This is a genomic window from Pseudomonas sp. LB3P31 (assembly GCF_054897945.1).
Genome location: NZ_CM142710.1, coordinates 3743168 through 3767017 on the forward strand (window position 1 = coordinate 3743168; position 23850 = coordinate 3767017).

Genomic DNA, 23850 nt, shown 5'->3' on the forward strand with positions numbered 1-23850 from the left:
CGTTTTCCTGAGGTGTCGTGTGCACCTCTACAAATGTTGCGCGTGAACAAGCTCGATCAATCGCAGTCTGTTCAGCATCGAATATTTATTTGTCGGGGCGCCTGTGGGCGCTTCGCTACCGTGAGATAGCCGTCCTCCATGTTTGGTTCCAACGACGACAAGAAGACCCCAGCTGCGGCTGGCGAGAAAAAAGGCCTGTTCGGATGGCTGCGCAAAAAGCCGCAGGAAACCGTCGTCGAACAGCCACAGCCACTTCCTGAGCCGGTACCCGAGCCAGTATTGGACGAGGAACCTGCGCCGATAGTCCTGCCGATCGCCGAGCCGGTGCTGCAACCGATCGCCGAGCCTGAGCCTGAAGTCGTGGCTGAACAGGCTCCGATTCCAACCCAGGCGGCCGAGGCCTGGTTGAAGCTGCCCGTGGCGGAAGAGCCTGTGGCGTTGGTTGAGGATGAATTGGCACCCCACCTGCCGCCACCGATTCCGGCGCCGACGTTTGTTGCTCCTGAACCTGAGCAGGCGCTGTTTGTTGAACCCGCTGTCAATCCGGTGGTGTTGACCGAGCCTGAGCCGGTTGCGGTAGCGCTGATGCCAGAGCCAGCGCCAGAGCCAGAGCCAGTAGTAGTTGCCGCACCCGAGCCTGTACCGGCTCCGGTCCTCGCCTCGGTAGTCGAGGCGCCAGTTGCTGTCATCGAACCTGCCGCTGAACCGGCACGTACCGAAGAATCCAAGGCGGGCTTCTTCGCCCGGCTCAAGCAAGGCTTGTCCAAGACCAGCGCCAGCATTGGCGAAGGCATGGCCAGCCTGTTCCTCGGCAAGAAGATCATCGATGACGAGCTGCTTGAAGACATCGAAACCCGTTTGTTGACCGCCGACGTCGGCGTCGAAGCCACTTCGGTGATCATCCAGCGCCTGACCCAGAAGGTTGCGCGCAAGGAACTGACCGACGCCGATGCGCTGTACAAGTCGCTGCAGGCTGAATTGGCGGCGATGCTCAAGCCGGTCGAGCAGCCGCTGAAAATCAACTCGCAAAACAAGCCGTTCGTGATTCTGGTCGTTGGCGTCAACGGCGCGGGCAAGACCACCACCATTGGCAAGCTGGCGAAGAAGCTGCAACTGGAAGGCAAGAAGGTCATGCTGGCCGCCGGTGACACCTTCCGTGCCGCTGCGGTCGAGCAATTGCAGGTCTGGGGCGAGCGCAACAAGATCCCGGTGATCGCCCAGCACACCGGTGCCGACTCGGCTTCGGTTATCTTCGATGCCGTGCAGGCCGCCAAGGCCCGTGGCATTGACGTGCTGATCGCCGACACCGCTGGTCGCCTGCACACCAAAGACAACCTGATGGAAGAGCTGAAGAAGGTCCGCCGGGTCATCAGCAAACTCGACGCCGACGCGCCGCACGAGGTGTTACTGGTGCTTGACGCCGGTACCGGACAGAACGCGATCAACCAGGCCAAGCAATTCAACCAGACCGTCGAACTGACCGGTCTGGCGCTGACCAAGCTTGATGGCACCGCCAAGGGTGGGGTGATTTTCGCCCTGGCCAAGCAGTTCGGCTTGCCCATTCGCTACATCGGCGTCGGCGAAGGCATCGATGACTTGCGTACTTTTGAAGCAGAACCCTTTGTCCAGGCACTGTTTGCCGAGCGGGAGCGTTCATGATTCGTTTCGAACAGGTCGGTAAACGCTATCCGAACGGTCACGTTGGCTTGCATGAACTGAGCTTTCGGGTTCGTCGAGGCGAGTTCTTGTTTGTTACCGGGCATTCCGGCGCCGGTAAAAGCACATTACTGCGGCTGCTGTTGGCCATGGAGCGCCCGACCACCGGCAAATTGCTGCTGGCCGGGCAGGACCTCGCTACCATCAGCAATGCGCAGATTCCCTACTTGCGTCGCCAGATAGGCGTGGTGTTCCAGAATCACCAGCTGCTGTTCGATCGCACGGTATTCAATAACATCGCCTTGCCGCTGCAGATTCTCGGGCTGTCCAAGGCCGAGATCGTCAAGCGCGTGGACTCCGCCCTCGAGCGTGTGGCGCTGTCCGACAAGACCGATCTGTACCCTGGCGACCTGTCTACTGGTCAGCAACAGCGCGTCGGCATCGCCCGCGCCATCGTGCACCGCCCGGCCTTGCTGCTGGCGGACGAACCGACCGGTAACCTCGACCCGCGCCTGGCGGCCGAGATCATGGGCGTGTTCGAAGACATCAACCGCCTGGGCACAAGCGTGCTGATCGCCAGTCACGACCTGGCACTGATCGCCCGCATGCGTCACCGCATGCTGACCCTGCAGCGTGGCCGACTGATCGGCGACGGGGAGGCCGGCGTATGAGTGCTACTCGCAGCCCCAAAGTTTCCGAGCGCGTGGCCCCGAAGGCCGCCGACCCCCAGCCGAAAAAGAAAAAACGCGACGACGATGACGGTCCCGACTTTGCCACGCAGTTCCATGCCTGGATCGAAAGTCATCGCGCCAGCCTGATGGACAGTTTGCGCCGCTTGGGCAAACAGCCTATCGGCAGCTTTTTTACCTGCATGGTGATGGCAGTTGCCTTGAGCCTGCCCATGGGCCTGTCACTTCTGCTAGGTAACGTCGAGCGTCTTGGCGGTTCCTGGCAGCGCGCGGCGCAGATTTCCCTGTACCTGCAACTCGATGCCAGCCCTGAGCAAGGGGAAGCGTTGCGAGAGCAGATCAAGGCCATCCCGGGCGTCGCCGAGGCCGAATACGTTGGCCGCGATCAGGCGCTGGAAGAGTTCCAGCAGCAGTCCGGACTGGGTGATGCACTCAAGGAATTGCCGGAAAACCCGCTGCCGGGCGTGATCCTGGTGACGCCGAACGAAGTCGACAAGCCAGCGCTTGAAGCATTAAGACAAAAACTATCCGAGTTGCCGAAGGTACAGCAGGCGCAACTTGATCTAGTCTGGGTCGAGCGTTTGGCAGCGATCCTCAAGCTGGGTGACCGTTTTGTGTTCGGTCTGACTGTGCTGCTGGTTTCTGCATTACTTTTGGTGATAGGCAATACCATTCGTCTTCATATTGAAAACCGCCGCACAGAGATAGAAGTGATTAAACTCGTCGGCGGCACTGACAGTTATGTACGCAGGCCCTTTTTGTACATGGGCGCGCTGTATGGCTTGGGTGCAGGGGTTTTTTCGTGGGGGCTGTTGGCGTTCGGGCTGGATTGGCTGAACGATGCGGTGGTCGGCCTGGCCGGTTTGTACGGTAGTGATTTCGCGTTGGCCGGGGTTCCGGTTGCCGATGGTCTGTCACTCTTGCTTGGCGCGGTGCTGTTGGGTTATATCGGTGCATGGATTGCAGTCGCTCGCCACCTGCGGGAGCTGGCGCCCAAGTAATATCATTTTGCTCGTATTGACCTTTCAGCGTTTATGGGAACTTGTTCTTCGGTTTCCGGTCAATTTTCGCAGTGCTGAACTGCACGAGTTATGTAAGACGGAGGTTTTTTCGTATGACCAATTCTTTGCAACCTGCATATGCTCTGGTCCCGGGTGCGAACCTGGAAGCCTATGTGCACACCGTGAACAGCATTCCATTGCTGACTCCGGAGCAGGAGCGTGAACTGGCCGAGAGTCTCTATTATGAGCAGGATTTGGGGGCGGCTCGGCAGATGGTGCTCGCCCACCTGCGTTTTGTTGTACACATTGCCCGTAGCTATTCCGGCTACGGCCTGGCTCAGGCTGACCTGATCCAGGAAGGCAACGTCGGCCTGATGAAGGCCGTGAAACGCTTCAACCCGGAAATGGGTGTGCGTCTGGTTTCGTTCGCTGTGCACTGGATCAAGGCGGAAATTCACGAGTTCATCCTGCGCAACTGGCGCATCGTGAAAGTCGCGACCACCAAGGCCCAGCGCAAGCTGTTCTTCAACCTGCGCAGCCAGAAGAAACGTCTGGCCTGGTTGAACAACGAGGAAGTCCACCGTGTGGCGGAAAGCCTCGGCGTTGAGCCGCGGGAAGTGCGTGAGATGGAGAGTCGCCTGACCGGCCATGACATGGCCTTCGACCCGGCTGCGGAAGCGGACGACGACAGTGCTTTCCAATCGCCGGCCAACTATCTGGAAGACCACCGGTACGACCCGGCTCGTCAACTGGAAGATGCCGACTGGAGCGACAACTCCAACCACAACCTGCACGAAGCACTGGAAGTGCTGGACGACCGCAGTCGCGACATTCTCTATCAGCGCTGGTTGGCTGAAGAGAAGGCCACGCTGCATGACCTGGCGCAGAAGTACAACGTGTCGGCCGAGCGTATTCGTCAGCTTGAGAAGAGTGCGATGAATAAGCTGAAGTTGTCGATTGCGGCTTAATTTCCGCGCCCGGCAGTAAAAAACGCCCCGATCATTGATCGGGGCGTTTTTGTTTGGAAGATCAAAAGATCGCAGCCTTCGGCAGCTCCTACAGTGGAATGTGTACACCTGTAGGAGCTGCCGAAGGCTGCGATCTTGTGATTTTGAGGCTTACGGAGCCCAAGGCACCCTGCGCGAATCGTTCAGCCCTAGGAGGTAGCTGTCACCCCCCAGCTGACTCATCTGCTGGCGAATCCAGCCGGCGCGGCGCGCGACGTAGTTGGTCGGGTGGCTCGCGCTCCAGACTCGCGGGTTGGGCAGCACAGCTGCCAACAAGCTCGACTGCTGGCGACTGAGGCCCTTGGCGCTGACACCAAAGTGGTGCCGCGCCGCCGCTTCAGCGCCAAATACGCCTTCATCCCACTCAACACTGTTGAGGTACACCTCAAGAATCCGCTGCTTGGGCCACAGCACCTCGATCAGCCCGGTAAACCAGGCTTCCAGGCCCTTGCGCAGCCAGCTGCGGCCGGACCACAGGAACAGATTCTTCGAAACCTGCTGGCTCAGGGTGCTGGCGCCGCGAATGGATCCACCCAACTCGTTGTGAGCCAGGGCTTTCTGAATCGCCCCGAAGTCGAAGCCCCAGTGTTCGGGGAATTTCTGATCCTCGCCGGCAATCACCGCGACCTTCAGGTCGTCGGAGATTTCATCCCAGGGTTTCCAGGTACGCTGCAGGTCGATCGGCTCGCCGTCGAACCAGGATTCGACCTTGCGCTCGACCATCAAGGCCGTCCCCGGTGGTGGCACCACGCGAAAAATCAGTACCAGCAATACGCTGCCGCCCGCGAACCAGAGCACGGCCTTGGTGAATCGTCTTAGAAATAAACGCAGCATAGAGATGGCTTGGCCGAACCCGTTGAGCGGGCCATTATACAGACCCTGTTGATCGAGTCTGACTGGAGTTCTCATGCTGCGTGGCTTTCTGATGCTGGCCGCTTTTTTCGGCTTTACCGGCGTAGCCCTTGGCGCCTTCGCTGCCCACGGCCTGAAAAACCGCCTGACACCTGAGTATCTGGCGATTTTTCATACAGGCGTGACCTATCAACTGGTGCACACCCTGGCGCTGCTGGGCGTGGCGCTGCTGGCCGCGCAGATACCGGGACGCCTGGCTACCTGGGCCGGCGCGTCTTTTGCCATCGGCATTCTGCTGTTTTCCGGAAGCCTGTATGTGTTGACCATGACGGGTATCAGCAAGCTCGGGATCATCACGCCATTTGGCGGGCTGGCGTTCCTGGTGGGCTGGCTGTGTCTTGGCCTCGCCGCCTGGCGACTCACCTGAATTGTCCCGATTCCCGTAGGAGCTGCCGCAGGCTGCGATCTTTTGATCTTAAAAGAGCCAGATCAAAAGATCGCAGCCTGCGGCAGCTCCTACGGGAGGGATTGCATTTCAAGACGAATGGCTTGGGTCGATCTGACTGATCGGGCTAGAATGCCAGCCCCTAAAAATGATGGTGGCTTGCGGCATGCGCATTCAGTTGAACGGCGAATCCCTTGAATTGCCCGACGGTGAAACCGTTGCGGCCCTGCTGACCCGTCTGGAACTGACCGGACGCCGGGTGGCGGTCGAACTCAATCTGGATATCGTCCCGCGCAGCCAGCATGCCGACACCACGCTGAACGACGGCGACAACGTCGAAGTGGTACACGCCATCGGCGGCGGCTAGTTCCACGGCCTGAACGGGCACAGAATTCTGCAAGAACCTCACCCCTACAGAGGATTTCCCATGAGCATCGTTCGTAGCGACAAGCCCTTCGTCCTGGCCGGTCGTACTTACCAGTCGCGTTTGCTGGTAGGCACTGGCAAGTACCGTGACATGGAAGAAACCCGTCTGGCCATCGAAGCCTCGGGTGCCGAGATCGTCACGTTTGCCGTGCGCCGTACCAACCTCGGCCAGAACCCGGGCGAACCGAACCTGCTCGAAGTCCTGTCGCCGGATCGCTACACTTTCCTGCCCAACACCGCCGGTTGCTTCGATGCGACCGAGGCCGTGCGCACCTGTCGCCTGGCCCGTGAGCTGCTCGGCGGCCACAATCTGGTGAAGCTTGAAGTGCTGGCGGACCAGAAAACCCTGTTCCCCAACGTGATCGAAACCCTCAAGGCCGCCGAAGTGCTGGTCAAGGAAGGTTTTGACGTGATGGTCTACACCAGCGATGACCCGATCATTGCCCGTCAGCTGGCGGAAATCGGCGTTATCGCGGTGATGCCGCTGGCCGGGCTGATCGGCACGGGCCTGGGGATCTGCAACCCGTACAACCTGCAGATCATTCTTGAAGAAGCCAAGATCCCGGTGCTGGTGGATGCCGGTGTGGGTACCGCCTCCGACGCCACTATCGCCATGGAGCTGGGTTGCGAGGCGGTGCTGATGAACTCGGCCATCGCCCACGCCCAGCAGCCGGTCATGATGGCCGAAGCCATGAAACATGCGATCGTCGCGGGCCGCCTGGCCTACCTCGCCGGTCGCATGCCGAAAAAACTCTATGCCAGCGCCTCCTCGCCGCTGGATGGTCTGATCAAGTAAGAGCCATTGATGACTGAATCAAACGAAACGCCTATCCAGCCGGAAGAAGGCGAAGAGCGCCAACATCGCCGCATCAAGAGTTTTGTGATGCGCGCCGGGCGCATGACCGAGGGCCAGCAAAAAGGCCTCGACCAGGGCACGCCGCTGTTCGTCCTGCCGCTGGCTGACTCGCCGGTGGACTTCGATCAGGTGTTCGGTCGCTCGGCACCGCGTTCGCTGGAAATCGGTTTTGGCATGGGCCATTCGCTGCTGGAAATGGCTGCGGCTTCGCCGGAGCAGGATTTCATTGGCGTCGAGGTACACCGTCCGGGTGTCGGCGCGCTGCTCAATGGCGTGCTGACCCAGGGCCTGACCAACTTGCGGGTCTACGATTGCGACGCGATCGAGGTGCTTGACCGCTGCATCGCCGACAACAGCCTCGATCGCCTGATGCTGTTTTTCCCGGATCCATGGCACAAGAGCCGTCACCACAAGCGCCGGATCGTTCAGGCGTCGTTCGCTGAGCTGGTGCGCAGTAAGTTGAAGGTCGGCGGAGTCTTGCACATGGCTACCGACTGGGAACCCTATGCTGAATACATGCTGGAAGTGATGAATGTCGCGCCGGGTTATCGCAACCTGGCCGAAGACGGCAAATGCGTGCCACGCCCGGCCGAGCGGCCGATCACCAAGTTCGAACGCCGCGGCGAACGACTTGGGCATGGGGTGTGGGATCTGAAGTTCGAAAAGCAGTCCTGAGCCGTACGCTGAACCAAAATGTGGGAGCGGGCTTGCTCGCGAAGGCGGTGTGTCAGTCGACATCAAGTTGAATGACACACCGCCTTCGCGAGCAAGCCCGCTCCCACATTTGTTTTGTGTGGTGTCTAAATTAGCGGCGGTCAGCTACTACGCCAATCAACACCAGCACCACCACCAGCACCGGTGCCAGGCTGTAGTTGTTGAACTGGCTCAAGCCCTTGATGATCCACGGCGTGGCATAAATCAGCGCAGCACCACTTCCGACCATGCACAGCAGGGCCATCATCGGCACGCGCAAGGCGCCCGCGACGCTGCCCAGGCGTTGCTCGACCCAGCCTTTGAAATCCGCACCAAACAACACCAGCAGGCAACCCACCAGCGCCAGGGCGATTTCCGATAGGTTACTGCGGCTCCAGCGAGATACCGTGGCTAGCAGGTCGAGTACAAAATCCATGGATTTTCCTTAGGTCCGAAATCAGCTCAGAAATTTCTGCAGCAAGTCATTGAGGAACAGTTGGCCGCGCTCGGTGGCTGCCAGGCGTGACGGTTCGACCTGCAACAAGCCACTTTGTTCTGCCTCCAGCCGGCCATCAGCAAGGCTTTCCAGAGACAGGCCGGTGCGTTCCGGGTACAGCCGCGATTCAACGCCATCAGTCAGGCGCAAGGCGTTCATCAGGAAATCGAACGGCAGCTCTTCGTTGGTCAGCGTTTTCTCGCCGGCCTGAAAGTTTTTTTTCGCCGGGTTGAGGTAATCCTTGGGCAGGCGGGTCTTCCAGGTGCGCACGATGCGCCCGTCCGGATGACTGAGCTTGCCGTGGGCGCCGGCACCAATGCCGATGAAGTCGCCGAAACTCCAGTAATTGAGATTGTGCCGCGCGGCGCGGCCAGTCTGGGCATACGCCGAAACTTCGTATTGCGCGTAACCGTGCTCGGCCAGCAATGCCTGGCCCGCTTCCTGGATGTCCCACAACGTGTCGTCTTCGGGCAGAGTCGGCGGCTGGTTCCAGAACACCGTGTTCGGCTCCAGCGTCAGTTGGTACCAGGACAAGTGGGTCGGCTTCAGGGCGATGGCCTGGCGCAGGTCGCTCAGCGCATCGTCGAGGGACTGATCGGGCAAGCCGTGCATCAGGTCCAGGTTGAAGTTGTCGAACCCGGCCTGGCGCGCCATCCCGGCGGCACGCAAGGCTTCGTCACCGTTATGAATCCGCCCCAGGGCCTTGAGTTTCTGTTCCTGGAAGCTCTGGATGCCGATCGACAGGCGATTGATGCCAAGCGCACGGTAGGCAACAAATTTCTCTTGCTCGAACGTCCCGGGGTTGGCTTCCAGGGTGATTTCGATGTCGCTGGCAAACGTTATGCGCTGCTCGACGCCTTTGAGCAGGCGACCCAAAGCAGCGGCGCTGAACAGGCTTGGCGTGCCACCGCCGAAGAAAATTGAACTCAGCTCGCGGCCGTAGACTGCATGCAAGTCCTGATCGAGATCGGCCAGCAACGCATCGACATACTCTTCCTCCGGCAGCACCGGGCTGGCCGCGTGGGAGTTGAAATCGCAATAAGGGCATTTGCGTACACACCACGGAATGTGGATGTACAACGCCAGGGGCGGCAACACGGGAAGCGCAGCCCTAGGCGATTGTGCGGCGCCGCCGTAGATCAGCGGCGACGCAGAGGAGTCGTGGGTCATTTCAAGCCCAAACGCTGGCGCAGCAGATCCATTGCACGGGCGCGGTGGCTGATCTGGTTCTTGTCGCCTGGACTCAGCTCGGCGCTGGAGCAGTCGCGTTCCGGGACCCAGAACAGCGGATCGTAGCCAAACCCGTGCTCGCCGCTCGCCTGGGTCAGAATGCGCCCTTGCCACAAGCCTTCGCAGAGGATCGGCAACGGGTCGTCAGCGTGACGCACGAGTGCCAGGACGCAGACGAACTGCGCGCCGCGCTCGGCTTCTGGCACTTCCTTCAAGGCGTCGAGCAGCTTGGCGTTGTTCGCCGCGTCGCCCTGGCCATCAGCGTAGCGCGCTGAATAGATACCCGGCGCACCGCCAAGAAAGTCCACCGCCAGGCCCGAGTCGTCCGCCAGGGCTGGCAGGCCGGAGATGCGTGCAGCGTTGCGGGCCTTGAGGATGGCGTTCTCGACGAAGGACAGGCCGGTTTCTTCAGGCTCGACAGTGCTGAACTCGCCGATCGAGCGCAATTGCACCGAGTCGCCGAGCATGGCCTGGAGTTCCTTGAGTTTGCCGGCGTTGTGGCTGGCCAGTACGAGTTGGGTGAAGTTCATCATTGGCCGGGGAAAAGCTCTTGGTTGAAGTTGATGGTGTTGATTTTATCGCCGTTCTGCACCTTGATTTCGAAGGTGCGCACTTCCTGCTGATCCACCGGGTACTGCGCGATGTAGTAGATCGCGCCCTGTTCGGTGATCTGGCGGAAGTTCAGCTTCACACTCTGGCTGGTCAGGTCCTTGATGGTGCCGCTGACCTGGGCCATCTGCGGTTTGCCGTCCTTGAGCACCGAGACGTTGATCACTCCCTGGTTTTTGCTGCGGGTAAGCTCTGCGGCTTTGGCGATGTCCGGGGTCAGGAAGGTGGAATTGAAGGTGTTGTAGTGCACCGTCACGTCGCCGAATTTCTCCTGGCGGTCACCCTTGATGGTTTCAGCGGCCATGGCTGTCATGCTCAGGCAGGCAGTAAGTACAAACAGCGCTAGACGACCCATGTTGGTTCTCCTCGAAATGTCGTGTGTCACACCGCAATCTTGTGGTCTTGCAGCCCTGGGCTGCTGACGCGGTAGATGCCGATTTCACCTAATAGATTAGGCCATAGCTTACTGGCCCACCCGTGGCGATGCTGTTGATCCACGGCAAGCCGATCAATGACCTTGGCTTCACGTTCGCGACACAGCTCTTCAAAGTCACCGAAAGTGCAGAAGTGGATGTTTGGCGTGTTGTACCAGGTGTATGGCAGGAAATCGGAAACCGGCATGCGGCCCTTGCTCGCCAGGTACCAGCGGCAGCGCCAATGGCCGAAGTTGGGGAAGGTAATAATGCACTGGCGGCCGACCCGCAGCATTTCGTCGAGGATCCGGTCCGGGTAATGCACCGCCTGCAACGCCTGGGTCATGACCACGATGTCGAAACTGTTGCTGGCGAAGTTGCCCAGGCCCTTGTCCAGGTCCTGCTCAATGACGTTGATGCCCTTGGCCACGCATTCAGCGATGTTGTCCGGGTCGTTCTCCAAGCCATAGCCGGTGACCTGCTTGTTGTCGCGCAGCCAGGTCAGCAGTTCTCCGTCGCCGCAACCGAGGTCGAGCACGCGGCTGCCGGCGGGGATCCATTCCTGGATGATTTCCAGATCGGCTCTCATGATGTCCTCAAAGCGAAATTCGGTTCATGTAGTTGCTGAACGCCTGCAGGTAACGCGGGATCGGAATCAGGAAGGCGTCGTGGCCTTGCGGAGCGTCGATCTCGAGGTAGCACACGTCTTTCTTGGCCGCCATCAGCGCGTCTACCAACTCCCGCGAACGGGCAGGGGAGAAGCGCCAGTCGGTGGTGAACGACATCACGCAGAACTTGGCCTGGGCGTTGGCGAAGGTTTTCGCCAGGTCATCTTCAAAATTCGCCGCAGGGTCGAAGTAATCCAGGGCCTTGGTCATCAGCAGATAGGTGTTGGCGTCGAACCGCCCGGAGAATTCCTCGCCCTGATAACGCAGGTAGCTTTCGACCTGGAACTCGACGCTGTGGAAGTCGTAGTTGAGCTTTTCGCTCTTGAGGCCGCGGCCGAATTTCTCGCCCATGGAATCATCGGACAGGTAGGTGATGTGCCCGACCATCCGAGCCAGCATCAAGCCGCGTTTGGGGATCACGCCGGCTTCCTGGAACGAACCGCCGTGGAATTCGGGGTCGGTGAGGATCGCCTGGCGCGCCACTTCGTTGAACGCGATGTTTTGCGCCGACAGCTTGGGCGCCGAGGCGATGGCAAGGCAATGCCGGATGCGCTCAGGGTAGGTGATGCTCCATTGCATCGCCTGCATGCCGCCCAGGCTACCGCCGATTACGGCGGCCCATTGGCCGATGCCGATCAGGTCGGCCAGACGCGCCTGGCTGTGCACCCAGTCCTCCACGGTAAGTACCGGGAAGTCGGCGCCGAATGGCTTGCCGGTGTCCGGATTGATGCTGCTCGGGCCGGTGGAACCATTGCAGCCGCCCAGGTTGTTCAGGCTGACCACGAAGAATTTACTGGTATCAATCGGCTTGCCGGGGCCGATGCAGCTGTCCCACCAACCGGGTTTGCGGTCGTCGGGGCTGTGAAAGCCGGCCGCGTGGTGGTGTCCGGACAAGGCATGGCAGATTAGCACGGCGTTGCTCGCCGAGGCGTTCAACGTGCCGTAGGTTTCGTAGATCAGGTCATAGGCTGGGAGCGAACGGCCACAGGCCAGGGCCAGGGGTTCGCTGAAGTGCGCCACTTGCGGCGTCACCAGACCAACAGAATCGGCGGGAAAGGCAGTTGGCATCGACCCTGCTCTCGTTGAAATGAGGCGTAAGTCTAAAGACCGGTGGGGTTAGCGGCAAGCAAAGGCCGGCGCTGATTACATTCAGATGTACCGGGGTGCATTCATCGCGAGCAGGCTCACTCCTACAGTGGAGCGCGTCCGCCTGTAGGAGTGAGCCTGCTCGCGATGAACGATAACGCGGTCTCAGATCAACCCAAGTAACCCCTGCGGCATCAGCGCAAAGTAGGCCAGGCGCGGGATCAGCCAGCTTTGCAGCAGCTGGATTACGATAAACGCAAAGATCGGCGAGATGTCGAGGCCGCCCAGGTTCGGAATGATCCGGCGAAACGGGGCGAGTACAGGTTCAGTAATCTGCGCGACCAGCTCGGCGCCCGGATTGTGGCTCCCAGGGGCGACCCAGGACAGGATCACGCTGATGATCATCGCGTAGAACAGAATATTCAAAAACAGCGAGAACAGTGCAATCAGTGACCAAGGCACCAGCAACACCCAGTCGACCATGAAGCCTTTGAGCGACAGGATCACCGCGATCAACACCATCTGCACGATCAGCGCCAATACCAGCGACGACATGTCCAGCCCGAACATGCTCGGGATGACCCGGCGCAGCGGCTTGAGCAGCGGCTGGGTGGCTTTGACGATGAACTGGCAGAGCGGGTTATAAAAGTTTGCCCGGACCAGTTGCAGGATGAAGCGCAACAGCACGATCAGCAGGTACAGGCTGCCCAGGGTTTTGATGATGAAAACGGCAGCGTCATTGAGTCCGAGCATTGTTGATTCCTTTATGAGAGCTGATTAGCGACCGAGTTGCTCTGCCATCTCGGCCGAGCGGTACGCAGCGGCGCCAAGTGCTTTTTCTACCAGCGCTTCGAAGCCGCCAGCCTGGAACGATTTGATTGCAGCTTCAGTGGTGCCTGCCGGCGACGTGACGCGACGGCGCAGTTCGGCCGCGTCGACATCACTGGCGACTGCCATGTGCGCGGCGCCCAGCGCGGTTTGCAAGGTCAGCTGGGCGGCGATATCTGCTGGCAGGCCGAGTTTCACCCCGGCGGCGGTCATCGCTTCGATCAACAGGAAGAAGTAAGCCGGGCCGCTGCCGGACACGGCGGTCACTGCGTCCAGTTGCTGCTCTTCATTCAGCCACAGGGCCAGGCCGACAGCAGACAGCAGCTCCTGCGCCTGCTGGCGCTGCTCCTCACTGACTTCTGCGGTGGCAAACAAACCGCTCACGCCCTGACGCAACAGCGCCGGAGTATTGGGCATGCAGCGCACGATTGGCTGGGCACCGAGCCAATTGTTCATGCTCGCGCAGGTGATGCCGGCGGCAATCGACACGATCAGTTGATCTGGTTTCAAGCTCGGACGAATCGCTTCACACACGGCCTTCATCGCCTGGGGTTTGACCGCCAGTACGACCACGTCGGCGTCCTGAATGGCCTCGGCGTTGTCGGCAAAGACTTCGATACCGTGTTCGGCAGTCACTTTCAATCGGGTTTCCGCGCCCGGATCGCTGGCGCGGATCTGCGCTGCTTCCAGACCTTTGGCGCGCAGGCCGCCGATCAGGCTGGCGGCCATGTTACCGGCACCGATAAAGGCAATACGAGTCTTGCTCATGTCAGGTCCTTATAAAGAAAGCCGTCAAGGCTGGCTGTAATGACGGGCGCCAAACAGGGCCGTACCGATACGGACCCAGGTGGCGCCTTGAGCGATGGCCGACTCGAGGTCGTGGCTCATGCCCATGGAAAGTGTGTCGAGCGGCAGACCCAGGCTGGCTTGCAGTTGCTGAACGGCAGCAAAGGCAGCGTCCTGGGCAGCGCGGTCGTCAGTGGGTTCGGGAATCGCCATCAACCCACGCAACTTGATGCGCGGCAATTGGCTGATGGCCTGGGCCAGCGCCGGCAGATCTTCAGGGGTGCAACCGGATTTGCTGGCTTCACCGCTAACGTTGACCTGGATGCAGATATTCAGTGGCGGCAAATCGGCGGGACGCTGTTCGGACAGGCGTTGTGCGATTTTCAATCGATCCACGGAATGCACCCAGGCGAAATGCTCGGCGATAGCGCGAGTCTTGTTCGATTGAATGGGGCCGATGAAGTGCCAGATCAAGGGCAGGTCGGCCAATTCGAGCTGTTTGCCCAGGGCTTCCTGCAGATAGTTCTCGCCGAAGTCGCGAATCCCGGCGGCATGCGCTTCGCGCAGGGCTTGGGCAGGCTTGGTCTTGCTCACGGCGAGCAGTTGCACACTATGCTCGTCGCGGTGAGCGGCTTGGGCGGCGGCACGGATGCGCGAGCTAACCTGAGCGATGTTGTCTGCTATCGTGGACATTCAAGAGGCGCCGGCGGTTCTGAGGTTGGCGGCATTCTACTGGAATTGAGGAGCGCTATGGATATCACTGAGCTGCTGGCCTTCAGCGCCAAACAGGGCGCGTCCGACCTGCATTTGTCCGCCGGCCTGCCACCAATGATTCGGGTCGATGGCGATGTTCGCCGCATCAACCTGCCTGCGCTGGACCACAAGCAGGTGCAGGAGCTGATATACGCGATCATGAACGACACCCAGCGCGTGGAGTTCGAGAAGCACCTGGAGACCGACTTTTCCTTCGATGCACCCGGAGTGGCGCGCTTTCGGGTCAATGCTTTCAACCAGAACCGTGGGGCCGGGGCGGTGTTTCGAACCATCCCCTCCAAGGTGCTCAGCATGGATGACCTGGGCATGGGCGAGGTGTTTCGCAAGATCACCGATGCCCCGCGCGGCCTGGTCCTGGTCACCGGGCCTACCGGTTCCGGCAAGTCGACCACGCTGGCGGCCATGATCGATTACCTGAACAACCATCGTCATCACCATATCCTGACCATCGAAGACCCTATCGAATTTGTCCATGAGTCGCGTAAATGCCTGATCAATCAGCGTGAAGTGCACCGCGATACCCGCAGCTTTGCCACGGCCCTGCGCTCGGCATTGCGCGAGGATCCGGATGTCATTCTGGTGGGGGAGATGCGCGACCTGGAAACCATCCGCCTGGCGCTGACGGCAGCGGAGACCGGGCATCTGGTGTTTGGAACGCTGCACACCACTTCGGCGGCTAAAACTATCGACCGGGTGGTGGACGTGTTTCCGGGTGAAGAGAAATCGATGGTGCGCTCGATGCTGTCGGAATCGTTGCTGGCGGTGGTGTCGCAGACGTTGATCAAGAAGATCGGCGGCGGACGGATCGCGGCACATGAGATCATGCTGGGAACGTCGGCGATCCGTAACCTGATCAGGGAAGACAAGGTTGCGCAGATGTACTCGTCGATTCAGACCGGGGGCAATCTGGGGATGCAGACGCTGGATATGTGCTTGAAGGAGCTGGTGAGCAAGGGGCTGATCAGCCGTGAGCATGCGCGGGAGAAGGCGCGGTCGCCGGATAATTTCTGAAGGCTGAAAGTCAAAAGATCGCAGCCTGCGGCAGCTCCTACAGGAGGACGCGTATCCCTGTAGGAGCTGCCGAAGGCTGCGATCTTTTGATCTTGCGTCGAATCAGCGCTGAACAACCCGCAACGCGTTCTGTTCTTTCGGCAGAACCCGCTTGGCAACCACGTAGTGTTTTTCCCAATACGGTTTTTTCAGAGTATCGATACTCACCGACTTGCCACGACGCGGTGCGTGGATAAAGCGGTCGTTACCCAGGTAGATGGCAACGTGATTGACCCGGCGACTCTTGAGATTGAAGAAAATTAGATCGCCAGGCTTCAGATCGTTGCGATCGACCTTCTCGCCATGACCACTGGCCATGGCGTTCGAGGTGCGAGGCAGGTCAAATGTCGCGTCGTTGAACGCGTATTTCACCAGGCCGCTGCAATCGAACCCTTTACTTGGGCTGCTACCGCCCCAACGATAGGGGGTACCGAGCACATTCACCGCACGGCTGAGCACGTTGCTGCTTTCCTTGCTCGCCATCGGCGGAACCAGGCTGCTTTTGCTGGTCAGTGTTGGAGCGGTCTTTTTGCTTTTGCTCGAAGGAGCAGAAGCGTGGGATTTCGGGGTGTAACCATTAACGTTAGGAAGACGTTGCTCACGATTGGTGGCGTGGGCGGCCAGTGGCATCAAAAGGCAAATGGTTAGCCATGTCTTGAAAAATGGACGCATTCGGCAGGGCTCTATATTGGTTAGCGCGCAACTTTATAACAGCTTTTTTGTCCATTCCGGACCCGTTGGTCGATTCGCCGAAGTCTCAAGGGAACCAAATTGGCCGCAGATGTACGTCAGGCAAATAACAAATGCCTTATGCGACAAGACTTTAGCGAGCGACAGGATAACATTTGCCATACGTCGGCCACGCGTAAAAAAGTCACAAAGAATTAAAGAATATTTATCTATCGTGTGAATCGAGGTCATTCATGAATACCTATCAACACCCAGTTCCCAACCAGAACACCCACAGCAAGGTAATCGGCTATCTGCTGTGGATCCTTGGTTTTACCGGCGCCCACCGGTTTTATTACGGCAAGCCGGTGACCGGGACGATCTGGTTTTTCACCTTTGGACTGCTTGGGATTGGCTGGCTGATCGACCTGTTTCTGATTCCGGCCATGGATCGCGAAGCGGACCTGCGTTTTACTGCGGGGCCGATCGAGTACAACGTTGCGTGGATTTTGCTGACCTTTCTTGGTGTGTTTGGTGTGCACCGGATGTATCAGGGCAAATGGATCAGCGGGTTGTTGTACCTGGTGACGGGTGGGTTGTTCTTCATAGGGGTGCTGTATGACTTCTGGACCTTGAATGACCAGGTGTCGGTGCGCAACGCGCAGAATCGCGGCGCTTTCCAGTAAGTCATCGCGGGCAAGCCTTGCTCCCACAGTAGGTCCGACAAGGATCTAAAACCACTGTGGGAGCAAAGCTTGCTCGCGATTGGGGCAACTCGGTGTTACGCCTGGTGACTAATCCGCCCATCCACCAGCGTATACCGCACCACCCCCGGCAAACTGTGCCCAATGAACGGGCAATTCTCACCCTTCGACAGCCAGTTCTCCCCGGCCACAGTCGAGGCCGCTGGGTCAAACAGCACGATATCCGCCGGCCCACCTACCGCCAGCTTGCCCGCCGGCAGGCGCAATGCCTCGGCCGGACCGGCACTCAGGCGCGCCAACAGTGTTGGCAGGTCCAGCAAACCATCCTCAACCAGTGTCATCGCCAGCGGCAGCAGCAACTCGACGCTGCTGATGCCCGGCTCGGTGGCGCCGAATGGCGCCAGCTTGGCGTCACGCTCATGGGGCTGGTGATGGCTGGAAATAGCCGACACCACGCCGGATTTCACCGCTTCGCGCAGGCCGTCACGGTCGGCACGAGTCCGTAGCGGCGGCTGGACGTGATAAAGGCTGCTGAAATCGATCAGCGCTTCGTCCGTCAGGATCAGCTGGTACAAAGCGACATCGGCGGTCACCGGCAGGCCGCGCGCCTGAGCCTGGGCAATCAGAGCTACACCACGTGCGCTGGTGAGCTGGCTGAAGTGCGCACGCACGCCGCTTTGCTCGACCAGCAGCAGGTCCCGGGCCAGGGCCACGGTTTCTGCGGTTTCCGGAATCCCCGGCAGACCGAGGAAGCTTGCGGTCGGGCCTTCGTGGGCCAGGCCGCCTTCGGCCAGATCATGGTCCTGGGAGTTGAAGATTACCGTCAGGTCGAAGGTCGCTGCATATTCTAATGCCCGGCACAGGGTGCGGGTATTGCGGAAACTCTCCAGGCCGTTGCCGAAAGCTACGCAACCGGCATCGCGCAGGGCAACGAGCTCGGCCAGCTGTTCACCGTCCAGGCCTTTGCTCAGGGCGCCGATCGGGAACACCTTGGTGTTGCCGGCCTCGCGGGCACGGTCGAGTATCAGTTCGGCAACGGCCGAGGTGTCCAGCACCGGTTTGGTCTTGGGCGGGCAGCACAGGCTGGTCACGCCGCCGGCAGCCGCCGCACGGGTTTCGCTGATGATTGAACCTTTGCGGCTGTAGCCGGGTTCGCGCAGGGCGACATTCAGGTCGACCAGGCCAGGCGCGGCCACCAGGCCTTGGGCGTCGATGGTATCGACCGCGACGAAACCGGCAGGAGCGGCGCCCAGGGCGATAATTTTGCAGGCTTCAACGTGGATATCGGTGACTTGATCCAGCCCGCTGACCGGATCAATCACGCGGGCGCCGAGAATACTGAGCTTCACTGGGCGTTCTCCTGCTCGAATTGGCGCTGGGCAGTCTGCCCGCTCATGGCCATGGACAGCACGGCCATGCGAATGGCGATCCCGTAGGTCACCTGGTTGAGGATCACCGAGTGCGGGCCATCGGCCACTGCGGACTCGATCTCCACCCCGCGATTGATCGGGCCCGGATGCATGACGATGCAATCCGGCTTGGCCCCGGCCAGGCGCGCGGTGGTCAGGCCGAACAGGCGGTAGAACTCGCCCTCGCTCGGCAGCAGGCCGCCGGTCATGCGCTCACGCTGCAGGCGCAGCATGATCACTACGTCGACGTCTTTCAGGCCTTCGGTCATGTCGGTGTAGACCTTCACGCCGTATTGCTCGATGCCGATCGGCAGCAGGGTCTTTGGCGCAATCACGCGGATGTCCGGGCAGCCAAGGGTTTTCAGCGCGAGCATGTTCGAGCGCGCGACCCGCGAGTGCAGGATGTCGCCGACGATGGCTACCGACAGGTTTTCGAAACCACCTTTGTGCCGACGGATCGTCAGCATGTCGAGCATGCCTTGGGTCGGGTGGGCATGACGGCCGTCGCCGCCATTGATAATCGCGACCTGCGGGCACACATGCTCGGCGATGAAGTGCGCCGCGCCGGAGTCACCGTGGCGCACGACGAACATGTCGGCGGCCATGGCTTCGAGGTTGCGCAGGGTGTCGAGCAGGGTTTCGCCCTTGCTGGCCGACGAGGTCGACACGTTCAGGGTGATAACGTCTGCCGACAGACGCTGGGCGGCGAGTTCGAAGGTGGTGCGGGTGCGGGTGGAGTTTTCGAAGAACACGTTGCACACGGTCTTGCCGCGCAGCAGCGGGACTTTTTTCACCGCCCGGGCGCCGACTTCGAGGAACGAGTCGGCGGTGTCGAGGATTTCCGTCAACAACTCGCGGCGCAAACCGTCGAGCGAGAGGAAGTGGCGCAGCTGGCCCTGATCATTGAGCTGCAGCGGGCGCTTGGTGTCTGGAGGCGTCATCGCGAGGGGGACTCTCAATAGGGCGAATTAAAGGTCGAAGTCTTGCAGTTCCAGCACCAGCGGCGAAGGGCCAGACAGTTTCACCCGCTCATGGGCGGCCAGCGACAGAGTCGCACCGACCACGTTCGGGCGGATCGGCAGCTCGCCGGCGTCCAGGTCCAGCAGGCAGACCAGCGTCACGCTGGCCGGGCGACCGTAGTCGAACAGCTCGTTGAGGGCGGCGCGGATGGTCCGGCCGCTCATCAGAACGTCATCGATCAGCACCAGGTGCTGGCCTTCGATCTCGAAAGGCAGCGCCGAAGGGCGCACTTGCGGGTGCAGGCCGTTCTGGCTGAAGTCATCACGGTAGAAGGACACGTCCAGGGTGCCCAGGGGCGCGTCGCAACCCAATTCATCGAGCAAGGCCTGGGCGACCCAGACTCCGCCGGTGCGAATGCCGATGTAGCGCGGTTCGCTGATGCCGCGATGTTCCAGGTGCGCCTTGAGACGGGTCGCCATCTGGCTGATCAGTTCGACGGGATTGGGTAGGCTCATGGTTGCTCCTTCTTGGTCCCGGGCCAGATTCTGCTTGAGCGGTGGCCCGGGTTGCAGCTAAGAGAGTCGCATGGCGGCTCTTCAGGATTGGGATTCGAACAGCGCGCCGTTTTCGTCGAGCCAGCCTTGCAGCAGCAGGGCGGCGGCGATCGCATCGACTGGGTTGTCGCGGTAACTGCCTTTTTGTCCGCCCCGATCACGCCGTTCGCCTTTGGCTTCAAAGGTGGTCAGGCGTTCGTCGTGGGTATAGAAGGGCAGGTTGTAGCGGCCATTGAGGCGGCGGGCGAATTTTTCCGCACGCAAGCACATGTCGCTGGGCGTGCCGTCCATGTTCAAAGGCAGGCCGACCACGACCGCGTCGGGCTTCCACTCCTTGATCAGGGCTTCGACCTGGTTCCAGTCGGGAATGCCATTCTGCGCCTTGAGGGTGCACAGCTCGCGAGCCTGGCCGGTAATCACCTGGCCGACCGCAACGCCGATCTGTTTGGTGCCGTAGTCAAACCCGAGAATCAACCGCAAGGCCATCAGGCGTGCCCCGCCTGACTGGTCAGCAGGCTGAGGTTGATCCCCAGGTCCCGGGCCGCAGCTTCGAGGCGCAGTTCGCTGCTGGTGTTGAACAGGATGTCGGCATTGTACGGGCAGGTCAGCCAGGCGTTGTCGGACAGTTCGGACTCCAGCTGCCCGGCTTCCCAGCCGGCGTAACCGAGGGTAATCACGCTTTTCGCCGGACCGACTCCGTCGGCAATTGCGAACAGCACGTCCTGGGAAGTGGACAGCGACAGGTCGCCTTCCAGATCAACGGTCGCCTGGTAGTTCTGCCCTGAAGGGTGCAGGACAAAGCCGCGATCGGTCTGCACCGGGCCGCCGATGAAAATCGGCACATGCTGGCACAGCGCTGGAGGTTCGATATCGGGGCGCAATTGCTCGAGGATATCGGCCAGGCTCAGGTCTTGCGGACGGTTGACCACCAGCCCCATGGCACCATTGGCCGTGTGCTCGACTATATAGGTCAAGGTGTGGGCAAAGTTCGGGTCGGCCATGTGCGGCATGGCGATCAGGAAATGATGCTTGAGGTAGCTGGGGCTGACGTTTTTCATGAGCGCTAGTGTGGCGTTGGAGGGGCGAACTGACAAGCTGGGGATGCCGTAATTTGGCAGTACACGCGGATCAAATGTGGGAGCGGGCTTGCTCGCGAAGGCGGTGGATCAGCCAGCATCATTGCTATCTGATACACCGCTTTCGCGAGCAAGCCCGCTCCCACAGGGGATTTGCGGTGGTCAATTACTGGACAACCTGTCGCCGCGGGCGAACTTCCAGGTGCGGATGATTTCCAGGCGGTCGATGTCCGAGAGGTCGCCGGTGAAGGGGGAAAACGGCGCTGCCAGCCGCACGATGCGCTGGGCCGCCTGGTCCAGCAGCGGCTGCCCGGAAGACTCGAGCACCAGCACTTCATACAGCGAGCCGTCGCGGTTGATCGAGACCATCAGGCGCAAATTGCCGTAGATCTGCTTGCGCCGGGCTTCGTCGGGGTAATTCAGGTTGCCGATGCGCTCGACCTTCTTGCGCCATTCATCCTTGTACCAGGCGCCCTTGTCGCGCATGGTCGAGGCGGCGCTCAGGCGGTGGATGCGCGGGCGCTTGGCATACAGCTGTTGTTCGTTGGCCAGTTCCGCTTCCAGGCTGGCGATGTCGCTGGACAGCTGCTCACTGTCGAACGTCGGCGCGGCCACCTTGGGTTTGGCCTCGGTCTTGGGCGCTTCGGTTTTTGCCGGGGCTTTTTTCGGCTTGGGTGCGACAGTGGTCACCGCAGCCTTGGGCGGCGCTTCCTGAACTTCAGGTTTGGCGGCTGGCGGAGGCGTGACTTTCTGCACCTTGTTGTCCTGGAACGGCGCGACCTCGGTGGTCTTGGGAATCGCCTTCTTGTCCAGGGTGCCGCTGCCCTGTTGATTTTCCTGGGCAAGGAAATCGGCTTTCTCGGGCTTCTTTTCACTTTTGAAGGTGGCGAGGGTGATTTCCAGAGTTTTACTGATTTGTTTGGGCTCGACCATGCTGAAGCCGACGCCCAGCAGCAATGCCAGGTGAATCAATGCCGCGAGAAACAGGGTAAATCCGAGGCGATCGGCCGGGCGTACACCACGGTGGGCGAGTTCGGCGGGCAGATCGGACGGGAGGGTCATGGCAAAAAAACCAACATCGCGTTTTTACGGGCCCGGCATGATAACGCAATGTTGGTTTTTAGCTTCAAGCTTCAAGTTACAAGCGACAAGCTGTATGTCGCGTGCTTCAAGCTTGCGGCTTGAGGCTGACCGCCTGCAGCTTCTTCTCGATCGCATCCATCAACAGGCCGCCAATGTCGGTGCCGAAGGCATTGTCGATCTCGCGAATGCAGGTCGGGCTGGTGACGTTGATCTCCGTCAGGTGCTCGCCAATCACGTCCAGGCCGACGAACAGCAGGCCTTTCTCGCGCAAGGTCGGGCCCACCTGGGCAGCGATCCAGCGATCCTTGTCGCTGAGCGGACGGGCTTCACCACGGCCACCGGCTGCCAGGTTGCCGCGGGTTTCGCCGGCTGCCGGAATCCGCGCCAGGCAGTAATCCACAGGCTCGCCGTCGATCATCAGGATGCGCTTGTCGCCGTCCTTGATCGCCGGCAGGTAGGCCTGGCCCATGATCTGCTGGGTGCCCAGCGCGGTCAGGGTTTCGAGGATCACCGACAGGTTCGGATCGCCCGCGCGATGACGGAAGATCGAGGTGCCGCCCATGCCGTCCAGCGGCTTGAGGATCACATCGCCGTGCTTGGTAGCGAATTCGCGCAGCACGTCGGCTCGGCGGCTGACCACGGTCGGCGGCGTGCACTGCGGGAACAGCGTGGCGAACAGCTTTTCATTGCAGTCGCGCAGGCTTTGCGGCTTGTTGACGATCAGCACGCCGGCGCGCTCTGCCTGCTCGAGCAGGTAGGTAGAATAGACGAACTCCATGTCGAACGGCGGATCCTTACGCATCAGGATCACATCCAGATCGCTCAGCAGCGCGTCGGTTTCGGCTTCCAGCTCGTACCATTTTTCCGGGTTGGCGAAGACTTTCAGCGGGCGCATCCGCGCCCGGGCTTCACCTTCGCCCTGATACAGATCGCGCTGCTCCATATAGAACAGTTCCCAGCCGCGCTTCTGTGCGGCCAGCAGCATGGCCAGCGAGCTATCCTTTTTATAGGAAATGCCGGCAATGGGATCCATGACAATCCCGACGCGAACGCTCATGGGTTATTCCTCGAATTTGGGGGGCTATGCCGATTCCCTGTGGGAGCGGGCTTGCTCGCGAATACGGTGTGTCAGTCACCACTTGAATTGGCTGACACGCCGCCTTCGCGAGCAAGCTCGCTCCCACATTGGATCGGGTCGCAGGGCTATATAAAAGTGGCGTCAGAGTGGCGCCGGGCGTGTTTGCGGTCAAGGAAAAACCACTGCCTCCGTCGGCCGATAGATTGGATTTGGAGACTGTGCTAAAAAGGCTTGGCCCTTGAGCATCAAGGGTTTCGAGCCCGAGAAGATCCGAAAACGGACAATTTGATTCGCAAAGGCGACGGTAGAGCAAATATGGATCAGCGTTCCAGCGCCTTGAAAGTCATGGTGATCGACGATTCGAAGACGATTCGCCGCACCGCCGAAACCTTGTTGAAAAACGTGGGCTGCGAGGTCATCACCGCCATCGATGGTTTTGATGCGCTGGCGAAGATCGTCGACAACCACCCCGGCATCATCTTTGTCGACATCATGATGCCGCGCCTGGATGGATATCAGACCTGTGCCCTGATCAAGAACAACCATGCGTTCAAGTCCACGCCAGTGATCATGCTGTCGTCCAGGGACGGGCTGTTCGACAAGGCCAAGGGACGCATCGTCGGCTCCGACCAGTTTTTGACCAAGCCTTTCAGCAAGGAAGAATTGCTGAACGCGATCCAGGCCCATGTTCCGGGGTTTGCCGCCGTTTTGCCGCAGTAGGATACGCACAGTGACGCTCGGCCAGCGGGCCC

General features: G+C 60.2%; 29 protein-coding genes. 11 read left to right on the forward strand and 18 right to left on the reverse strand.

Annotated elements, in window-relative coordinates; all coding sequences use genetic code 11:
- Positions 1–138: 138 nt before the first annotated feature.
- From ftsY to rpoH, 4 genes are all read left to right on the forward strand, one after another.
- Positions 139–1659, forward strand: coding sequence for a signal recognition particle-docking protein FtsY (gene ftsY / locus ACYZTK_RS16940; RefSeq protein WP_462010937.1), 1521 nt, complete (start codon positions 139–141; stop codon positions 1657–1659).
- Positions 1656–2327 (forward strand): cell division ATP-binding protein FtsE, encoded by a 672-nt coding sequence (gene ftsE / locus ACYZTK_RS16945; RefSeq protein WP_131061112.1) that lies wholly within the window; start codon positions 1656–1658, stop codon positions 2325–2327. The genes ftsY and ftsE overlap by 4 nt, the downstream gene beginning before the upstream one ends.
- Positions 2324–3346 (forward strand): permease-like cell division protein FtsX, encoded by a 1023-nt coding sequence (gene ftsX, locus ACYZTK_RS16950; RefSeq protein ID WP_462010938.1) that lies wholly within the window; start codon positions 2324–2326, stop codon positions 3344–3346. The genes ftsE and ftsX overlap by 4 nt, the downstream gene beginning before the upstream one ends.
- 113 nt (positions 3347–3459) lie before the next feature.
- Complete coding sequence (gene rpoH, locus ACYZTK_RS16955) at positions 3460–4314, forward strand: RNA polymerase sigma factor RpoH (RefSeq protein ID WP_007897890.1); 855 nt, start codon at positions 3460–3462, stop codon at positions 4312–4314.
- Positions 4315–4464: 150 nt separating this feature from the next.
- Here the strand turns inward: rpoH and mtgA are convergent, their stop codons facing one another.
- Positions 4465–5187 carry a monofunctional biosynthetic peptidoglycan transglycosylase gene (gene mtgA / locus ACYZTK_RS16960; RefSeq protein ID WP_462010939.1) on the reverse strand — a complete coding sequence of 241 codons (723 nt, stop codon included), beginning with the start codon at positions 5185–5187 and terminating at the stop codon, positions 4465–4467.
- 73 nt (positions 5188–5260) lie between these two features.
- On the opposite strand from mtgA, the gene ACYZTK_RS16965 reads away from it, so the two are divergent.
- The 4 genes from ACYZTK_RS16965 to trmB all read left to right on the forward strand — a co-directional run bounded on the left by ACYZTK_RS16965 (position 5261) and on the right by trmB (position 7607).
- Positions 5261–5632, forward strand: coding sequence for a DUF423 domain-containing protein (locus tag ACYZTK_RS16965; protein ID WP_462010940.1), 372 nt, complete (start codon positions 5261–5263; stop codon positions 5630–5632).
- A gap of 184 nt (positions 5633–5816) precedes the next feature.
- Positions 5817–6017 (forward strand): sulfur carrier protein ThiS, encoded by a 201-nt coding sequence (thiS, locus tag ACYZTK_RS16970; RefSeq protein ID WP_165557463.1) that lies wholly within the window; start codon positions 5817–5819, stop codon positions 6015–6017.
- 60 nt (positions 6018–6077) lie between these two features.
- A complete protein-coding gene (locus tag ACYZTK_RS16975; RefSeq protein ID WP_027926552.1) occupies positions 6078–6872 on the forward strand; it encodes a thiazole synthase in 795 nt (264 codons plus the stop codon).
- 9 nt (positions 6873–6881) lie between these two features.
- On the forward strand, positions 6882–7607 hold the full coding sequence (gene trmB, locus ACYZTK_RS16980; protein ID WP_462010941.1) for a tRNA (guanosine(46)-N7)-methyltransferase TrmB: 726 nt from the start codon (positions 6882–6884) through the stop codon (positions 7605–7607).
- A 130-nt stretch (positions 7608–7737) separates the two neighbouring features.
- On the opposite strand, the gene ACYZTK_RS16985 is transcribed toward trmB, so the two are convergent.
- From ACYZTK_RS16985 to ACYZTK_RS17025, 9 genes are all read right to left on the reverse strand, one after another.
- On the reverse strand, positions 7738–8061 hold the full coding sequence (locus ACYZTK_RS16985) for a DUF3392 domain-containing protein (RefSeq protein WP_462010942.1): 324 nt from the start codon (positions 8059–8061) through the stop codon (positions 7738–7740).
- Positions 8062–8082: 21 nt separating this feature from the next.
- Positions 8083–9291 carry a radical SAM family heme chaperone HemW gene (hemW, locus tag ACYZTK_RS16990; protein ID WP_462010943.1) on the reverse strand — a complete coding sequence of 403 codons (1209 nt, stop codon included), beginning with the start codon at positions 9289–9291 and terminating at the stop codon, positions 8083–8085.
- On the reverse strand, positions 9288–9884 hold the full coding sequence (gene rdgB, locus ACYZTK_RS16995) for an RdgB/HAM1 family non-canonical purine NTP pyrophosphatase (protein WP_462010944.1): 597 nt from the start codon (positions 9882–9884) through the stop codon (positions 9288–9290). The genes hemW and rdgB overlap by 4 nt, the downstream gene beginning before the upstream one ends.
- Entirely contained in the window at positions 9881–10315 is a 435-nt protein-coding gene (locus ACYZTK_RS17000) for a DUF4426 domain-containing protein (RefSeq protein WP_462010945.1), read from the reverse strand. Before ACYZTK_RS17000 ends, rdgB begins: the two co-directional genes overlap by 4 nt.
- A gap of 26 nt (positions 10316–10341) precedes the next feature.
- Positions 10342–10962, reverse strand: a complete 621-nt coding sequence (metW, locus tag ACYZTK_RS17005) for a methionine biosynthesis protein MetW (RefSeq protein WP_045059822.1) — start codon at positions 10960–10962, stop codon at positions 10342–10344.
- A gap of 7 nt (positions 10963–10969) precedes the next feature.
- Positions 10970–12109 (reverse strand): homoserine O-succinyltransferase MetX, encoded by a 1140-nt coding sequence (metX, locus tag ACYZTK_RS17010; protein ID WP_462010946.1) that lies wholly within the window; start codon positions 12107–12109, stop codon positions 10970–10972.
- Between the two features lie 183 nt (positions 12110–12292).
- Complete coding sequence (locus ACYZTK_RS17015) at positions 12293–12880, reverse strand: YggT family protein (protein WP_462010947.1); 588 nt, start codon at positions 12878–12880, stop codon at positions 12293–12295.
- Positions 12881–12904: 24 nt separating this feature from the next.
- Entirely contained in the window at positions 12905–13723 is an 819-nt protein-coding gene (proC, locus tag ACYZTK_RS17020) for a pyrroline-5-carboxylate reductase (RefSeq protein WP_462010948.1), read from the reverse strand.
- Between the two features lie 24 nt (positions 13724–13747).
- Positions 13748–14434, reverse strand: coding sequence for a YggS family pyridoxal phosphate-dependent enzyme (locus ACYZTK_RS17025; protein ID WP_462010949.1), 687 nt, complete (start codon positions 14432–14434; stop codon positions 13748–13750).
- Between the two features lie 57 nt (positions 14435–14491).
- On the opposite strand from ACYZTK_RS17025, the gene ACYZTK_RS17030 reads away from it, so the two are divergent.
- Positions 14492–15526: a type IV pilus twitching motility protein PilT gene (locus ACYZTK_RS17030; RefSeq protein WP_462010950.1), complete on the forward strand. Its 1035-nt coding sequence runs from the start codon at positions 14492–14494 to the stop codon at positions 15524–15526.
- A 102-nt stretch (positions 15527–15628) separates the two neighbouring features.
- Here ACYZTK_RS17030 and ACYZTK_RS17035 read toward each other — a convergent pair whose 3' ends face one another.
- The gene (locus tag ACYZTK_RS17035; protein WP_462010951.1) at positions 15629–16237 is read right to left on the reverse strand and encodes a C40 family peptidase; all 609 of its coding nucleotides are present in this window, start codon (positions 16235–16237) and stop codon (positions 15629–15631) included.
- Positions 16238–16488: 251 nt separating this feature from the next.
- Between ACYZTK_RS17035 and ACYZTK_RS17040 the strand changes: the two genes are divergently transcribed.
- The gene (locus ACYZTK_RS17040; protein ID WP_462010952.1) at positions 16489–16920 is read left to right on the forward strand and encodes an NINE protein; all 432 of its coding nucleotides are present in this window, start codon (positions 16489–16491) and stop codon (positions 16918–16920) included.
- Positions 16921–17015: 95 nt separating this feature from the next.
- Here the strand turns inward: ACYZTK_RS17040 and ACYZTK_RS17045 are convergent, their stop codons facing one another.
- From ACYZTK_RS17045 to gshB, 7 genes are all read right to left on the reverse strand, one after another.
- The gene (locus tag ACYZTK_RS17045; protein ID WP_462010953.1) at positions 17016–18287 is read right to left on the reverse strand and encodes a dihydroorotase; all 1272 of its coding nucleotides are present in this window, start codon (positions 18285–18287) and stop codon (positions 17016–17018) included.
- Positions 18284–19288, reverse strand: coding sequence for an aspartate carbamoyltransferase catalytic subunit (locus ACYZTK_RS17050; RefSeq protein WP_310868145.1), 1005 nt, complete (start codon positions 19286–19288; stop codon positions 18284–18286). Before ACYZTK_RS17050 ends, ACYZTK_RS17045 begins: the two co-directional genes overlap by 4 nt.
- A gap of 27 nt (positions 19289–19315) precedes the next feature.
- Positions 19316–19822 (reverse strand): bifunctional pyr operon transcriptional regulator/uracil phosphoribosyltransferase PyrR, encoded by a 507-nt coding sequence (pyrR, locus tag ACYZTK_RS17055; RefSeq protein ID WP_462010954.1) that lies wholly within the window; start codon positions 19820–19822, stop codon positions 19316–19318.
- An 81-nt stretch (positions 19823–19903) separates the two neighbouring features.
- A complete protein-coding gene (gene ruvX, locus ACYZTK_RS17060; RefSeq protein WP_462010955.1) occupies positions 19904–20347 on the reverse strand; it encodes a Holliday junction resolvase RuvX in 444 nt (147 codons plus the stop codon).
- Positions 20347–20919 (reverse strand): YqgE/AlgH family protein, encoded by a 573-nt coding sequence (locus ACYZTK_RS17065; RefSeq protein ID WP_462010956.1) that lies wholly within the window; start codon positions 20917–20919, stop codon positions 20347–20349. The genes ruvX and ACYZTK_RS17065 overlap by 1 nt, the downstream gene beginning before the upstream one ends.
- 180 nt (positions 20920–21099) lie before the next feature.
- Positions 21100–21999 (reverse strand): energy transducer TonB, encoded by a 900-nt coding sequence (locus ACYZTK_RS17070; RefSeq protein ID WP_462010957.1) that lies wholly within the window; start codon positions 21997–21999, stop codon positions 21100–21102.
- Positions 22000–22105: 106 nt separating this feature from the next.
- A complete protein-coding gene (gshB, locus tag ACYZTK_RS17075) occupies positions 22106–23077 on the reverse strand; it encodes a glutathione synthase (protein WP_462010958.1) in 972 nt (323 codons plus the stop codon).
- Positions 23078–23413: 336 nt separating this feature from the next.
- Here gshB and pilG point away from each other — a divergent pair, with 336 nt between their 5' ends.
- A complete protein-coding gene (pilG, locus tag ACYZTK_RS17080) occupies positions 23414–23818 on the forward strand; it encodes a twitching motility response regulator PilG (protein ID WP_462010959.1) in 405 nt (134 codons plus the stop codon).
- Positions 23819–23850 lie beyond the last annotated feature (32 nt).